General features: G+C 75.1%; 15 protein-coding genes and 1 tRNA gene. 8 read left to right on the top strand and 8 right to left on the bottom strand.

Annotated features, from left to right (window positions below):
- Window positions 1-96 precede the first annotated feature (96 nt).
- Complete coding sequence (locus WCD58_RS22065; RefSeq protein WP_337705229.1) at window positions 97-1,032, top strand: NADP-dependent oxidoreductase; 936 nt, start codon at window positions 97-99, stop codon at window positions 1,030-1,032.
- On the opposite strand, the gene rsmI is transcribed toward WCD58_RS22065, so the two are convergent.
- Entirely contained in the window at window positions 1,021-1,890 is an 870-nt protein-coding gene (gene rsmI / locus WCD58_RS22070; RefSeq protein WP_373696263.1) for a 16S rRNA (cytidine(1402)-2'-O)-methyltransferase, read from the bottom strand. The two genes, WCD58_RS22065 and rsmI, sit on opposite strands and share 12 nt — an antisense overlap.
- 13 nt (window positions 1,891-1,903) lie before the next feature.
- Here rsmI and WCD58_RS22075 point away from each other — a divergent pair, with 13 nt between their 5' ends.
- The gene (locus WCD58_RS22075; protein WP_337705231.1) at window positions 1,904-3,469 is read left to right on the top strand and encodes a dolichyl-phosphate-mannose--protein mannosyltransferase; all 1,566 of its coding nucleotides are present in this window, start codon (window positions 1,904-1,906) and stop codon (window positions 3,467-3,469) included.
- Here WCD58_RS22075 and WCD58_RS22080 read toward each other — a convergent pair.
- The gene (locus tag WCD58_RS22080; protein ID WP_337705232.1) at window positions 3,420-3,686 is read right to left on the bottom strand and encodes a hypothetical protein; all 267 of its coding nucleotides are present in this window, start codon (window positions 3,684-3,686) and stop codon (window positions 3,420-3,422) included. The genes WCD58_RS22075 and WCD58_RS22080 overlap by 50 nt on opposite strands.
- Window positions 3,687-3,761: 75 nt before the next feature.
- On the opposite strand from WCD58_RS22080, the gene WCD58_RS22085 reads away from it, so the two are divergent.
- Window positions 3,762-3,887, top strand: a complete 126-nt coding sequence (locus WCD58_RS22085) for a hypothetical protein (protein ID WP_337705233.1) — start codon at window positions 3,762-3,764, stop codon at window positions 3,885-3,887.
- Here WCD58_RS22085 and WCD58_RS22090 read toward each other — a convergent pair.
- On the bottom strand, window positions 3,868-4,719 hold the full coding sequence (locus tag WCD58_RS22090) for a class I SAM-dependent methyltransferase (protein ID WP_337705234.1): 852 nt from the start codon (window positions 4,717-4,719) through the stop codon (window positions 3,868-3,870). The genes WCD58_RS22085 and WCD58_RS22090 overlap by 20 nt on opposite strands.
- Window positions 4,720-4,773: 54 nt before the next feature.
- Here WCD58_RS22090 and WCD58_RS22095 point away from each other — a divergent pair, with 54 nt between their 5' ends.
- Window positions 4,774-5,394, top strand: coding sequence for a PadR family transcriptional regulator (locus WCD58_RS22095; RefSeq protein ID WP_337705235.1), 621 nt, complete (start codon window positions 4,774-4,776; stop codon window positions 5,392-5,394).
- A 34-nt stretch (window positions 5,395-5,428) separates the two neighbouring features.
- Here WCD58_RS22095 and WCD58_RS22100 read toward each other — a convergent pair.
- From WCD58_RS22100 to glp, 4 genes are all read right to left on the bottom strand, one after another.
- Window positions 5,429-5,501 (bottom strand) — tRNA-Ala (locus WCD58_RS22100).
- A gap of 62 nt (window positions 5,502-5,563) precedes the next feature.
- A complete protein-coding gene (sepX, locus tag WCD58_RS22105; protein WP_337705236.1) occupies window positions 5,564-6,709 on the bottom strand; it encodes a divisome protein SepX/GlpR in 1,146 nt (381 codons plus the stop codon).
- A gap of 223 nt (window positions 6,710-6,932) precedes the next feature.
- Window positions 6,933-7,604 carry a GNAT family N-acetyltransferase gene (locus WCD58_RS22110; RefSeq protein WP_373696264.1) on the bottom strand — a complete coding sequence of 224 codons (672 nt, stop codon included), beginning with the start codon at window positions 7,602-7,604 and terminating at the stop codon, window positions 6,933-6,935.
- A 13-nt stretch (window positions 7,605-7,617) separates the two neighbouring features.
- On the bottom strand, window positions 7,618-8,871 hold the full coding sequence (gene glp / locus WCD58_RS22115) for a molybdotransferase-like divisome protein Glp (RefSeq protein WP_337705238.1): 1,254 nt from the start codon (window positions 8,869-8,871) through the stop codon (window positions 7,618-7,620).
- A 110-nt stretch (window positions 8,872-8,981) separates the two neighbouring features.
- Between glp and WCD58_RS22120 the strand changes: the two genes are divergently transcribed.
- From WCD58_RS22120 to WCD58_RS22130, 3 genes are all read left to right on the top strand, one after another.
- Window positions 8,982-10,340 carry a UTP--glucose-1-phosphate uridylyltransferase gene (locus WCD58_RS22120; RefSeq protein ID WP_337705239.1) on the top strand — a complete coding sequence of 453 codons (1,359 nt, stop codon included), beginning with the start codon at window positions 8,982-8,984 and terminating at the stop codon, window positions 10,338-10,340.
- On the top strand, window positions 10,337-10,915 hold the full coding sequence (locus WCD58_RS22125) for a 5-formyltetrahydrofolate cyclo-ligase (RefSeq protein WP_337705240.1): 579 nt from the start codon (window positions 10,337-10,339) through the stop codon (window positions 10,913-10,915). The genes WCD58_RS22120 and WCD58_RS22125 overlap by 4 nt, the downstream gene beginning before the upstream one ends.
- Window positions 10,916-11,182: 267 nt before the next feature.
- On the top strand, window positions 11,183-11,548 hold the full coding sequence (locus tag WCD58_RS22130; RefSeq protein WP_337705241.1) for an FmdB family zinc ribbon protein: 366 nt from the start codon (window positions 11,183-11,185) through the stop codon (window positions 11,546-11,548).
- 240 nt (window positions 11,549-11,788) lie between these two features.
- Here the strand turns inward: WCD58_RS22130 and WCD58_RS22135 are convergent, their stop codons facing one another.
- The gene (locus tag WCD58_RS22135) at window positions 11,789-12,700 is read right to left on the bottom strand and encodes a DMT family transporter (RefSeq protein ID WP_337705242.1); all 912 of its coding nucleotides are present in this window, start codon (window positions 12,698-12,700) and stop codon (window positions 11,789-11,791) included.
- Window positions 12,701-12,901: 201 nt separating this feature from the next.
- Between WCD58_RS22135 and WCD58_RS22140 the strand changes: the two genes are divergently transcribed.
- Window positions 12,902-13,597, top strand: a complete 696-nt coding sequence (locus WCD58_RS22140; RefSeq protein WP_337705243.1) for an SAF domain-containing protein — start codon at window positions 12,902-12,904, stop codon at window positions 13,595-13,597.
- Window positions 13,598-13,603: the final 6 nt, after the last annotated feature.

Below are 13,603 nucleotides of genomic sequence, written 5' to 3' on the forward strand. Positions count from 1 at the left end.
GATGTTCCGCTGAGCCGCATTCGGAGCGTCCGCTCCACGAACCGAGATCTTGCACCGCCGGGGCATGCGCGCGCACCGGCGAGCGTTGCGCGGGGCATGACATCGCGAGCCGTGCAGTACCGCCGCTTCGGAGGGCCCGAGGTCCTCGAGGTCGTCGAGCGCGAGGACCCGGTCCCGGGCGAGGGCCAGGTGCGCCTCGCCGTCCGCGCCGCGGCGGTGAACCCGCTGGACTGGAAGCTGCGTGCCGGCGCCATGGCGGGCACCGACGCGCCGCCGGAGCCGCAGGTGCCCGGGTACGACGTCGCGGGCGTCGTCGACGCGGTCGGTCCGGGGGTGACCGGGTTCGCGGTCGGCGACGAGGTGCTCGGCAAGGGCGCGAACGGCGCGTACGCCGAGAAGATCCTGGCCGACGTCGTGCGCCTGGTCCGCAAGCCCGCGGCGCTCTCGTTCGAGCACGCGGCGTCGGTGCCGGTGGGCGCGACGACCACCTACCGGGTGCTCGACCTGCTCGGTCTCGGCGAGGGCGACCACACCGGGACGACGCTGGTGGTCGACGGGGCGTCCGGCGCCGTCGGCGTCTACGCCGTGCAGCTCGCCGTCGCGCGCGGCGCCACCGTGATCGGCACCGCGAACGAGAAGCACCAGGACGATGTCCGTGCGCTCGGCGCCACCCCGGTGGTCTACGGCGACGGGCTCGTCGACAGGGTCCGCGCCCTCGCCCCGCAGGGCGTCGACGTCGCGCTGGAGACGGCCGGCAAGGGCGCGCTGCGCGACCTCGTCGAGCTCACCGGCTCCCCCGACAAGGTCATCACCATCGCCGACTACCCCGGCGCCCAGGAGCTGGGCGTCACCTTCAGCTCGGGCGGCGACCCCGACGACGAGCGCCGCTGGCTCGCCGACGCCGTCGACCGCCTCGCCGACGGCCGGTTCCGCACCATCGGCGTCGTCACCTACCCCCTCGACGAGGCCGGGAAGGCCCAGGACGACAACCAGCACGGACGCGTGTCCGGGAAGCTGGTGCTAGTCCCGTAGGCGCACGGCCGCGTCGTAGAGCGACTTCGTCGACACGCCGCGCGCCTCGCCCACCTCACGGGCCGCGTCCTTGAGACGCCGCCCCTGCGCGACGAGCCCGAGGACCTCCGCCGCGAGGTCCTCGGGCTCCGGCGCCGACGCGGTCGCCGGGCCCAGCACCACCGTGATCTCCCCCAGGGGCTCGCGTGCGGAGGCCCAGGCGAGCAGGTCGCTCAACGGCCCGCGCACGACCTCCTCGTGCGTCTTCGTCAGCTCCCGGCAGATCGCGCCGAGGCGGTCGCCGCCGAGCTCGGCCACGGCGACCTCCAGCAACGACCTCACCCGCCGCGGCGACTCGAAGAAGACCGTCGTGCGCGGCTCGCGGGCGAGCCCGGCGAACCACGCCCGGCGCTCGCCGTCCTTGCGCGGCGCGAACCCCTCGAAGCAGAAGCGGTCGGTGGGCAGCCCGGACACCGCCAGCGCCATGAGCACCGCCGACGGCCCCGGCAGGCAGCGCACCGCCAGCCCCTCCGCGAGACACGCCGCGACCGCCCGGTAGCCCGGGTCGGACACGCTCGGCATCCCGCCGTCGGTGACGAGCAGCACGGTGGCGCCGCCGCGCACGTCCTCGACCAGGCCCGGGGTGCGCTTCACCTCGTTGTCCTCGCGGAACGTCGTGACGCGCCCGCCGATCTCGACGCCGAGGTCGGACGCCAGGCGCCGCAGCCGGCGGGTGTCCTCGGCGGCGACGACGTCGGCGCCGGCCAGGGCGTCGCGCAGGCGCGTCGAGGCGTCCGCCGGGTTGCCGAGCGGGACACCACCCAGCAGGAGCACCCCGACGAGACCCCCAGTTGGCACCTCTGGCACGCCCGAGACCATACGATCGGCCCCCGTGACGGCCACCATCGCGCGCCCCGCGTCCCCCGGCGGGCTCGCGCGACCGGCGCCCCAGGACGCCCCGGCCGTCGCCCAGCTCCTCGGCCGGCCGATGCCCACCGACCGCCTCCGCGGCTGGGTCACCGCGCTCGTCCTCACGGTGGTCGGCGGGGTCGTCCGGTTCTGGGACCTCGGCTGGCCCACCGACCAGGGCACGCCGATCTTCGACGAGAAGCACTACGTGCCGCAGGCCTGGCAGGTCCTGCGCAACGGCGGCTACGAGGACAACCCCGGCTACGAGCTCGTCGTGCACCCGCCGCTGTCCAAGCAGCTCATGGCGGTCGGTCAGTGGGTCTTCGGCTACGACCCGGTGGGCTGGCGGGCCGCGTCGGCACTCGCCGGCACGATCTGCATCCTCGTCATCATCCGCGTCGCCCGGCGGATGACGCGGTCGACGCTGCTCGGCGCGCTGGCCGGCGTGCTGCTCATCGCCGACGGCGTCAGCCACGTCTCCGCCCGCGTCGGCATGATCGACATCTTCCCCGCCCTGTTCGTGCTGCTCGCGTTCGCGGCGCTGCTCGTCGACCGCGACGACGTGCGGGCGCGCCTGGCCGTCGTCGTCGCCGAGGGCCGCATCGGCGACACCGTGTACGGGCCCCGGCTCGGCGTGCGCTGGTGGCGTCTCGCGGCCGGTGTGTGCTTGGGGCTGTCGCTGGCCGCGAAGTGGTCGGGGCTGTACTACATCGTCTTCTTCGGGCTGCTGCTCGTCGGCTTCGACGCGGCGGCCCGGCGCGCGGCCGGCGTCACCCGCCCGTTCGTCGGGACGCTGGTGCGCGACGTCGCGCCCGCGGTCTGGGCGTTCCTGGCCGTCCCGATCCTGTGCTACCTGGCGAGCTGGCTGCCCTGGATCGCGAGCGAGACGGGCACCGACCGCCACGCCGTCGGCCAGCAGCTGCCGGTCGGCGGGCCGTTCGGCTTCCTGCCCGACTGGCTGCGCGGCCTCGTGTACTACAGCACCAAGGTCCTCGAGTTCCACGCCACGCTCGACACCCCGCGCGGGTCGCCGCACCCCTGGGAGTCGAAGCCCTGGACGTGGCCGATGGGCCTGCGCCCGATGCTCTACTACTACGAGTCGGGCACCGCCGAGCTCGGCTGCGGCGGCCCGTCGTGCGTGTCCGCGGTGATGCTGATCGGCACGCCGGCCCTGTGGTGGGTGTCGGTGCCGGTGCTCGGCTGGTCGATCTGGCGTGTCGTGACGACGTTCGACTGGCGCCACGTGGCGGTGCTCGTCGGTTACGGCGCCGGCTTCCTGCCGTGGTTCACCAACCTCGACCGGCAGATGTACTTCTTCTATATGACGCCCGTGGCGCCGTTCCTGGTGCTGGCGGTGGTCCTCGCGCTCGGCGAGTTCCTGGGGCGCCGGGAACAGGGGCTGGAACGCCGCCGCACCGGCACGCTCGTCGTCGGCGTCTACACCGGGCTCGTCGTCGCCAACTTCGCGTGGCTATGGCCGATCCTCGTCGGCACGTGGATCACCGCCGACCGCTGGAATGCGGAGCTCTGGCTGCCGTCGTGGCGGTGACCAACGTGATCGACACCGCGAGCAGCCACACGCACCACACGACGTAGCCCGCGAAGTTCGTCAGCCGCGCGACGTCCACCCCGAGCGGCACGAGCACGCCGGAGGCGACGAGCACGGCGGCGGCGATGCCGGACAAGCGCAGCCACCGGCCGAACCGGACCGCGATGAGCACCGTGAACGCCGCGGTGAGCGCGCAGCCGAGGGTCTCGCCGATCATCTGCCCGACCGCGGCGGCGACGGCGAGCTGCTCAGCCGCTGCCTGCTCGCCGCCCTGCGCCCCGGACCGCCGGCGGTGCTCGCGGCGCTGCGCGTCGAGGCCCGGGACGCCGGCGACGCCGAGGCCGAGCTCGTCGTCGCCGACGCCCTGACCCGGGCGGGGCGGACCACCGCGCCCGGCGTCACATCCGACGTGCCGTGACCAGCCACGCCGCGGAGTCGAGCGTCACGCCGTCCGGGCCCTCGTGCGCCGCCAGCGTGGCGCGCAGGGCCGCCGTGCGCCGGTCGCGCTCCGCGGGCCCGAGGTCGGAGAGCATCCAGCCGAGCAGCCCGAGCACGAACGCCAGCGCGTCGTCGGCGTCGCGCCCGTAGACCTCGGGCTCGGCGACGCCGTCGAGCGCGACGTCGGTGAACCCCGCGCCCTCGAGCAGCGCCCGCACGTGGTCGGGATCGCTGAGCGAGAACGGCCCGGGCCGGTGGGGCGGCGAGGGCGGCGGGCCCGTCCCCGCCAGGTCGCGGGCGAAGGCGACGATCCACTCGTTGCTCGCCGCGGCCTGCCACGTCAGCAGCGTGAGCCGCCCGCCGGGGCGCAGGGCGCGGTCGAGGTTGGCGAACGCCACGTCGGGCCGTCCGAAGAACATCGCGCCGGTGCGGCTGATCACCGCGTCGAACTCCCCGTCGGCGAAGGGGTGCACCTGGACGTCGGCCTGCGCGAACCGGGCGTTGCCCACCCCGTCGGCCGCGGCCCGCTCCCGCGCCACCTCGATCATGCGCGACGACAGGTCGACCCCGAGGGCCTCCCCGGCGGGCGCCGCCCGGGCCGCGGCCCGCGTCGTCAGCCCCGTGCCGCACCCGACGTCGAGCACCCGGTCGGCGGCCCCGATCCCCGCCGCGGCGTGGAACGCCGGCTGGTAGCGGGCCAGGGCGAGGTCGAACCGGTCGGCGTGGGTGGCCCAGTAGCCACCTTCGGTGCCGTCCCAGGCCTGGGCCTGGGCGCGGTTCGTGGGATCGACGCGCGGGGTCATGGTGGACATGACCGTTCTCCGATACTCTCCAAGGGAGTATCAGAGTCGCCCCCAGGGGAGTACGTGTCAAGCCCTCGCCTCACGAGCACCTCGTACGCCGTCCTCGGACTGCTCGCCGTGCAGCCCTGGAGCACCTACGAGCTGACCCAGCAGATGGACCGCAGCCTCGGCCGGATGTGGCCGCGCGCGGCGAGCAAGCTCTACGAGGAGCCGAAGAAGCTCGTGGCGCACGGGCTGGCGTCCGCCGCGACCGAGACCGTGGGCCGCCGGCCGCGCACCGTCTACGCGATCACCGACGAGGGGCGGGCCGCGCTGGCCCGCTGGCTCGCCGAGCCCGGCGACGGCCCCGTGCTCGAGTTCGAGCAGCTGGTGAAGCTCGCGTTCGCCGAGCACGGCACGCGCGAGGACGCGCTGCGCACGGTCGCGGCGGCCCGCGCGTGGGCCCAGGAGCGCAACGTCGCGAACCGGGCGGCGGCCCGCGAGTACGCCGACGGCGAGGGCCCGTACCAGCACCGCGCGGCCCAGGGGATGATCGCCGGCGCGTTCTTCACCGATCTCTACGCGACGGTCGCCCGCTGGGCCGACTGGGCCGAGACGCAGATCGAGGCGTGGCCCGAGGACCCGGCCGACGCCGTGGCCGACCCCCGGGAACTGGAGGAGATCGCCCGGCGGGCGGACTGGTGAGAGCCGGTCGACCGACCCGCCGGAAGAGCAAGGGTGGAGCTGAGGGGAATCGAACCCCTGACCTACTCGATGCGAACGAGTCGCGCTACCAACTGCGCCACAGCCCCTGGTGCGACGCCAACTCTAGCAACGCCGCGGATCAGTGTCGGACATCGGGTCGGGCAGCGGGTCAGGCTCCCGCCGCCCGGCGGTAACCGTAGGTCCGCTCGCCGTCGAGGTCGTGGAACGCGGGGTCGTCGTCGGTGTCGTCGACCAGCTCCATGTCGTCCGGCACCGGCGGCGGGGGCGTCCGCGGAGCGGCCCAGCGGGGGGCGTCCCTGATGTCGCGGTCGTCGAGCTCCTCGTCGTCGTCCTCGGCGAGGACGTCCTCGTGCTCGTCGTACTCGCCGTCGATCCACTCGGTGTCGCGGTAGGACGCCATGCGCGCCTCGTGCTCGGCCTGGCGCTCACGGCGGGCCTCGAGCGCCCGCCGCTCCCCGGAGAGCCGTGCGGCACGGCGGGCGCGCACCTCCTCCTCGATGCGCGTCTGCCGGCGCAGGAAGACCAGGTAGCCGATCAGCAGGACGTCGGCGGCGGCGTGCAGCCACCACATCGCGCTCGAGACCACCAGCGCCGCGAGCGCGGAGAGGATCGCCACCGCGATGAGGCCCAGGGCGATGCGCTGACGGAACGCGTAACGCGCGTGCGCGGCGGCCTCGGCGGCGTCGGGGTCGAACCCGCCGCGCCCCGGCCGGTAGGGCCGCAGCTCGCGGGCGGCCTCGGGCTCCGGGTCGTCGAGGTCCCGGTCGAGGTCCCGGTCGAGGTCGTCCTCGAGGTCGTCGTACTCGTCCTCGTAACGGTCCTCGTCGTCGTACTCCCCGAGGTCCTCGGGCACGTCGGCGCGCTCGTCGTGGGCCGGCCGGCGCAGGACGCGCTCGCGCCCGACGTCACGGGTCGGCTCGTCGGCGGGGACACGGTCGTCCTCGCGCTCGTCCTCGTCGGCGTACTCGTCGTAGTCGTCGAGGTCGGCCCGGTCGGCGTCGAGGTCGAGCTCGGCGTCGAGGGCCTCCTGGGTCTCGTCGGCGCGCTCCGCCAGGGCCGTGCCGCCGGCACCCTTCGTCGCGGCCGCACGCTCGCCGCGGGCGCGTCCGTCCGTCTGCGCTGTCGCCACGGTGACCTCCTCGATCAGGGGTGCGCCGGCCGTCCTCGGCAGCACCCGGGCGCTCAGATCGGCCTCGGCGGGACGCGGGACCATCTGGCGGCGGCGGGCGACGACCGGGACGAGCACCACCAGCCACGCCAGGACCAGGGCCGCGAAGACGACCGAGCTCGGCACCGCAGACCTCCCACCCCGACGACGCGACGGCCGGATCCGGTCCGTCGCAGGCGCCACGCTAGTCACACGAGTCCCGCGCGCCCCGCAGTTCGGACGGCGTGTCGTGTGCGAGCGGTGACGAGATCCCTCCAGTAGGGGAACCTCACGCTGCGGGGTTTGGCCCCTTTACCACTCGACCGGATGGCGCGCCAGGTTCGACCTCTGGGCCATGTGGGTGCAGACCTCACGCGCGCTCGGCACGGCCGGCCCTGAGGAGTCGCGCCACGAGGCCGTCGGGCAGCACGTCCTCCTCGGTGACCGCCAGGACGAGGTGGTCGCGCCAGTCGCCGTCGACCTCCAGGTACCGGCGCAGCAGGCCCTCCTCGCGGAACCCGAGCTTGGCGAGGACCCGCAGGCTGCGCACGTTCTCGGGCCGCACGGTCGCCTCGATGCGGTGCAGGCCGACGCGCGCGAAGCAGTGGTCGACGGCGAGCGCGACGGCCGCGGTGGCCGCTCCCCCGCCCGCGACGTGCGCGCCGATCCAGTACCCGACGTAGGCCGAGAGCAGGGGCTCGCGGACGACGTTGCCGATCACGACCTGGCCGGCGAACTCCCCGTCCACGAGCAGCGTGAACGGCAGCGCCTGGCCCGACCGTCCCATCGACCGCAGCGCGCTCCAGCGCGCCGGCCACTCGACGAGCGCGTTGCGCTCCGCCCACGGTCCCGGCAGCGTCGGCTCCCAGGGCGCGAGGTGCTCCTCGTCGCGCAGCCGGGTCCGCGACCACGCGGCCCCGTCGCGCAGCCGGACCGGCCGAAGCTCCACGACACCCGCCGGGACCTTCAGGGCGCGGGTGCGGGCGGGCCAGCCGGGGTGGCGTCCGGTCGGTCGGGCGCCGCCCCACGGGGGTCGGCCCACGTCAGCCGGCCATTCAGCTGCGCGGCGCGAGGAACGACACCCGCACCGGGGCGTCCATGCCGATCTCGGTGGTGTCCTCGTCGACGACGATCAGCGCGTTCGCCTCGGCCAGCGACGAGAGCAGGTGCGAGCCCGAGCTGCCCAGCGGCTGGGCCAGGTACTCGCCGGTGGCGCGGTCGCGCAGCAGGCGCCCGCGCACGTAGCTGCGCCGCCCGGGCGGCGAGCTGACCGGGGAGAGCAGCGCGGCGGTGACCTCGCGGCGGTGCAGGTCCTGCTTGCCCAGGGTGAGGCGGATGAGCGGGCGGACCAGCACCTCGAAGGCCACGAGCGCCGAGACGGGGTTCGCGGGCAGGAGGAAGGTCGGGACCTCCTCGGCGCCGAGGCGCCCGAAGCCCTGCACGGAGCCGGGGTGCATGGCGACCCGCGAGATGTCGACGGGCCCGAGCTGGGCGAGGGTGTCCTGCACGTCCTCCCCCAGCCGCCCGCCGACCCCGCCGGCGATGACGACGATCTCCGAGCGCGCCAGCGCCGACGCGACCGCCTCGCGCAGCGCCGCCGGCTCGGTGGACGCGATGCCGAGGCGCACGACCTCGGCGCCGGCGTCGGAGGCCGCGGCGGCCAGGGCGTAGGAGTTGACGTCGACGACCTGGCCGGTGCCGGGCGTGCGGTCGAGGTCGACCAGCTCGTCGCCGACGGCCAGCACGGACACCCGCGGGCGCGGGTGCACGAGGACCTTGGTGCGGCCGACCGCGGCCAGCAGACCGACCTGGGCCGGGCCCACGGCGGCGCCGCGCCGGACGGCGACGTCACCCGGCGCCACGTCCTCGCCGACCCGGCGCACCCAGGCGGCGGACGGGACGGGGGTCTTGACGGTGAGGCGCGCGCGGTGGCCGGTGGCCCGGCTCGCGGGGTCGTCGGCGGCGTCGGTGTGGTCGTGCGGGGCGACGGCGTCGGCCAGCGTCGGCAGCGGCGCGCCGGTGGCCACGCGCACGGCCTGGCCGGGCTGCAGCCGGTGCGCCTGGCGGGAGCCGACCGCCACCTCGCCGACGACGGGCAGCTCGACCGGCTCGTCGGCCGCGGCCAGCACGTCGACGCTGCGCACCGCGAACCCGTCGACGGCGGCCTGGTCGAACCCGGGCAGGGCCCGGTCGGCCACGACCTCCTCCGCGCAGAGCAGCCCCTGGGCGGCGGAGATGTCGACCCGGATGGGCGCCGGGCGGACCGCGGCGTCGAGCACACGGCGCAGCTGGGCCTCGACCGTCCTCACCGCGACTCCCTCCTCATGGGGCCCATGGTCCTACGCCCGGCGCACCGGGGTCGGTTCCGACGCGCCCGATATCGTGGGACGGGCCCCGACGCTTCTCACGGAAGAGCCGCATGACCTACGTCGACGACGCCCTGGCCGCCCTCACCGCGCGGGACGCGCACCCCGCCGAGGTCGAGGCCTTCCGCCGCCGCCTCGAGCAGCTCGCCAAGCCGGAGAGCGCGGTGATGCCCGGCGAGGAGCTGGCGCCGGTGGAGGCGCTGCCGACGCTGGACACGCTGCCCGAGCCGTCCGACGACGACGCCCGCCGGGCGCTCGACGAGCTCGCGGTGATCAAGCTCAACGGCGGGCTCGGGACGAGCATGGGGCTCGCCGGGCCGAAGTCGCTGCTCGAGATCAAGCCCGGCACGAGCTTCCTCGACGCGGTCGCCGTGCAGACCCTCGCGCTGCGCGAGCGCCACGGCGCGCGGCTGCCGCTGCTGCTCATGAACTCCGAGGGCACCCGCGAGCCGTCGCTGGCCGCGCTGCGCCGCCACGCCGGGCTCGAGGACGACGAGCTGCCCCTGGACTTCCTGCAGGGCTCCGAGCCCAAGCTGCGCACCGACGACTGGCGCCCGGTGTCGTGGCCCGCGGACCCGCGCCTGGAGTGGTGCCCGCCGGGCCACGGCGACCTGTACACGGCGCTGGCCGCGTCCGGGGCGCTCGACAAGCTGCTCGCGGCCGGCGTGCGGCGGGTGTTCGTGTCGAACTCCGACAACCTGGGGGCGATCCCCGACGTGCGCATCTCGGCGTGGATGGCGGCCGAGCGGGTGCCGTTCGCGCTCGAGGTCGCCCGGCGCACGGCGATGGACCGCAAGGGCGGGCACCTGGCGTCCCACCACGGGTCGCTCGTGCTGCGAGAGACCGCCCAGGTGCCCGAGGGCGACGACTCGTTCACCGACATCGAGCGGTTCAGCTACTTCAACACCAACAACCTCTGGTTCGACCTCGAGCACCTGCGCGCGCTCCAGGAGGCCGACCCGGCGGCGCCGTACCTGCCGCTGATCGTCAACAGGAAGACCGTCGACCCCACCGACAAGTCCTCGACGCCGGTGCTGCAGCTCGAGACCGCGATGGGCGCGGCGATCGGGTCGGTCGAGAACGCGCGGGCCCTCGAGGTGCCGCGCACCCGGTTCGCGCCGGTCAAGACCACCGACGACCTGCTCGTCGCCCGCTCGGACCTCTACGACCTCACCGCCGACGGGCGCATGGAGCCGACCGGCGCCGCCCCGGACGTCAAGCTCGACAAGGCGGAGTTCGGGATGCTCGACGACTTCGAGCGCCGCTTCGCCGGCGGCGCGCCGTCGCTGTCCCAGGCGACGTCGCTGACCGTCTCCGGGGACGTGACGTTCGGCGCGGACGTGGTCGTCACCGGCGACGTGACGGTGACCGGGCCGCGGCACGTCGAGGACGGCGAGACGCTCGCGGGGTGACGTCCACGAAGGCGGACCTGCGGCGATCGCTGTCAGCGGCTCGGCGGGCGCGATCCTCTGTCGACCGCCGTGCCGACGCCGACGCCCTCGCCGCGGGGCTGCCGGCGCTGCTCGAGGGCGTCGACGACCCGATCTGCCTGTTCGTCGCCGTGGGTGGCGAGCCGGGCGGGCTGCCCGTGCTCGACGCCGCCCGCGCGCTCGGGCGCCGGGTGCTCCTGCCCGTGACGGTCGGCGCGGCGCCCCTGGACTGGGCGGAGTTCACCGGGGCGGACTCGCTGGCCCCCGGTCCCCACGGGCTGCGCGAGCCCACGGGGCAGCGGCTGGGTCCGCACGTGCTCGCCGACGCCGGGCTCGTCGTCGTCCCCGCGCTCGCCGTCGACCACCGCGGCGTGCGCCTGGGCCGCGGCGGCGGGCACTACGACCGCTCGCTCCCCCTCGCCGGCCCCCGGACCCGTCTCGTGGCCCTGGTGGGCGACGACGCCCTCGTCGCCGACGACCTCCCCGCCGAACCCCACGACGTCCCCGTCCACGCCGTCTGGCGCCCCCGTCACGGGGTGACGTGGCTGGCGTGGTGAGTCAGCGTGGGGGCCACGCTGACACTCAACGTCAGGAAACCCCCCATCTCGCGCCGCGGCCGTGCGAGCGATGCGGCATCGCTGGCATGTGAAGCCACATCCTCGCCGGCGCGACACGCCGAGCCCGTCGACCGGCGCGGCGGATGTCTCGGATCGGAACAGCAGTGACGCTGTCGGTGTTGGCACTCTCGAGGCGCGAGTGCCATCTACACTCTGCGCGGACATCAACGTCCCCGGGCGCGGGGGCGGACGAGATCAGGAGTGCACGTGCCGACCTATCCCTACGCCTGCACCGCCTGCGACCACCGCTTCGAGCAGGTGCAGGCGTTCTCCGACCCGTCGCTGACCGAGTGCCCGGTGTGCGGCGGACGGCTGCGCAAGGTGTTCTCGTCGGTGGGGATCGTGTTCAAGGGCAGCGGCTTCTACCGCAACGACGCCCGCACCGGTTCCGGGTCGTCGTCGGAGAAGGCGTCCGCGTCGTCCGAGTCCTCGGGATCGAGCGACGCGAAGAGCTCCGGGGAGTCGAAGAGCGAGTCCAAGAGCACCTCGGACTCGAGCTCGTCCGGGTCGTCGTCGACGGCGGCGTCGTCGAGCTCGGGCAGCACGTCCAGCTCCTCGGCGAAGTCGGCCTGAGAAGCACTCCGGCCGGGCCCCTCGTGAGGGAACCCGGCCGGGAGAAGCAGCGAGGGGTGGCCGGGACGCCGACCCCGAGTCGGCGTCCCGGACCTACCTGACGCCCACCCGCTCCCCAGCGGTCGGCGTCGAGGGCCTCACACAGTGGAAGACGGTTCGGGAGACGAAAACGTTGCCGAATCCCCCACACATCACCCTTTCAGGTGACAAAGTCGGGGTTTCGGTTCCGAGCGACGTGGATCACAACGGCCGACGACGCCCGCCCGGGCTGTGCTTCGCGGCGCCCGACCCGTCCCGCGGACCGCCCTCCTGGGCCGCCAGCAGCGGGGAGCGGGACAGCAGGAACACCCCGATCACCATCAGCACGGCACCGGCGAGCCCGCCCAGGAGCGCGAAGCCGCCGTTGATCTCCTCGCCGAGCAGCGCGATGCCCCACGTCGACGACAGCAGCGGGTTCCCGAGGATCAGCCCCGGCTGCGAGGCCAGCAGCCGTCCCGCCCGCAGCGAGTGCTGCAGCACCAGGAACGCGGCCGGCGCGACCGGGATCAGCAGGTAGCTCTGCCAGGTCGTGAAGACACCCGCGACGCCGTCGTGCTGGAGCGCCTCGGACATCGCCTTGACGATCACGGCGACGAACCCGGACCCGATGCCGGCGGCGATGCCGTAGAACGCGGCGCGGGTGACGGTCCGGGACCGCTTCGCGATCGAGCTGGTGAGCCACAGCAGGCCCATGGTCACGACGGTGCCGAGGATCCACGTGAGCGTGCCGGCGCCGAGGGCGTCGCCGCCGCTGGGTTGCAGCGTGACGAGCAGGACGACGAGGCCGATCGACATGATCGCGACGGCGATCCACTCCCGCCGCCGCAGCGCCCCGCCGAGCACCCACCAGCCGAGCAGCAGCGTGAACGGCAGCTCCATGACGAGCACCGGCTGCACGAGCGCGATGGACCCGAGGCTCAGCGCTGTCGCCTGCAGCGCGACCGCCACCGCGAAGATCGAGGTCCCGATCAGCCACGCGGGCCGCTGGACCATGTCGCGCAGGGTCCCGGCGCTGACGCCCCGGGCGCGGGCGCTGTCCTGGGCGGCCTTGCGCTGCAGGACCAGGGCCGTCGCGTTGGCGATGGTGGCGAGCAGCACGAGCACCACGGCCATGCCTGCGCCCGCCCTCTTCTCGATCGCCCGCAATTCTTCGGCCCGGCGCAAACTACCGCCCGCCCGGGCGGGGGCGCTGCGCCGGGCAGCGGGTGCCCACGATCACGCTGGGCCGAACGCCGTCCCCATCGTCCGATCGCGTCCACGGCCGTCCGAGGGACTTCCGGGCTCCGGAGGTGGCGCCGCCCTAGCGTCGACGACGTGCGAGAACGAGATGGGCCCGCCACGGAGCGGCGACGACGCCGCCGCCCGCGCCTCCCGCCGCCCGGGTGGCGGCGGACGGTGGCGCTGCGCCGGGCCGCGGCCGGGCTGCTGGCGGTGCTCGCGGTCGCGTTCCTCGCCGCTCCCGGTGTCGCGCCGGCCGGGACGCCCGTGCTGGTCGCTGCGCGCGACCTCGGGCCGGGGGTGGCGCTGGGGCCCGCGGACGTCGCGGTGCGCACATTGCCGCCGGACCTCGTGCCGCTGGGTGCGCTCGGCGAGCCGGCGGTGGTCGCCGGGCGTCAGGTGGTCGGCGGGGTGCGGGCCGGCGAGCCCCTGACCGACGTGCGCCTCCTCGGGCCGGTGGCCGCGGTTGCCGCGGCAGGGGTCCCCGACGCGGCCGGCGTGCCGGTGCGGCTCGCCGACGCGGGCGTCGCCGCGCTCCTGACGCCGGGCACGCGCGTCGACCTCGTGGCGGCCGGCGGGACGGGGTCCGAGGGGCTGGGGGCGTCGCGGGCGCCACCGGAGGCCGGCGAGCCGGCGGTGCTGGCGCCGGGCGCGGTGGTGCTGGCGGTGCTCCCGGCCCCGCAGCGCACGGCGGGCGCGGCTCCGGTCGTCGTGGTCGCGCTGCCCGCGGAGCTCGCGGCACGGGTCGCGACCGTGTCGCTGCGGGAGGAGGTGACGGTCACGCTGCGCTGACGGTCA

The sequence above is a fragment of the Actinomycetospora flava genome, assembly GCF_037400335.1.
Lineage (GTDB): Bacteria > Actinomycetota > Actinomycetes > Mycobacteriales > Pseudonocardiaceae > Actinomycetospora > Actinomycetospora flava.

Bases quoted from the DNA above. Each gene is read 5' to 3' on its own strand.
- WCD58_RS22065 (WP_337705229.1), top strand. From the start codon at position 97: ATGACATCGCGAGCCGTGCAGTACCGCCGCTTCGGAGGGCCCGAGGTC.
- rsmI (WP_373696263.1), bottom strand. From the start codon at position 1,890: ATGGTCTCGGGCGTGCCAGAGGTGCCAACTGGGGGTCTCGTCGGGGTG.
- WCD58_RS22080 (WP_337705232.1), bottom strand. From the start codon at position 3,686: ATGATCGGCGAGACCCTCGGCTGCGCGCTCACCGCGGCGTTCACGGTG.
- WCD58_RS22090 (WP_337705234.1), bottom strand. From the start codon at position 4,719: ATGTCCACCATGACCCCGCGCGTCGATCCCACGAACCGCGCCCAGGCC.
- WCD58_RS22120 (WP_337705239.1), top strand. From the start codon at position 8,982: ATGACCTACGTCGACGACGCCCTGGCCGCCCTCACCGCGCGGGACGCG.
- WCD58_RS22135 (WP_337705242.1), bottom strand. From the start codon at position 12,700: ATGGCCGTGGTGCTCGTGCTGCTCGCCACCATCGCCAACGCGACGGCC.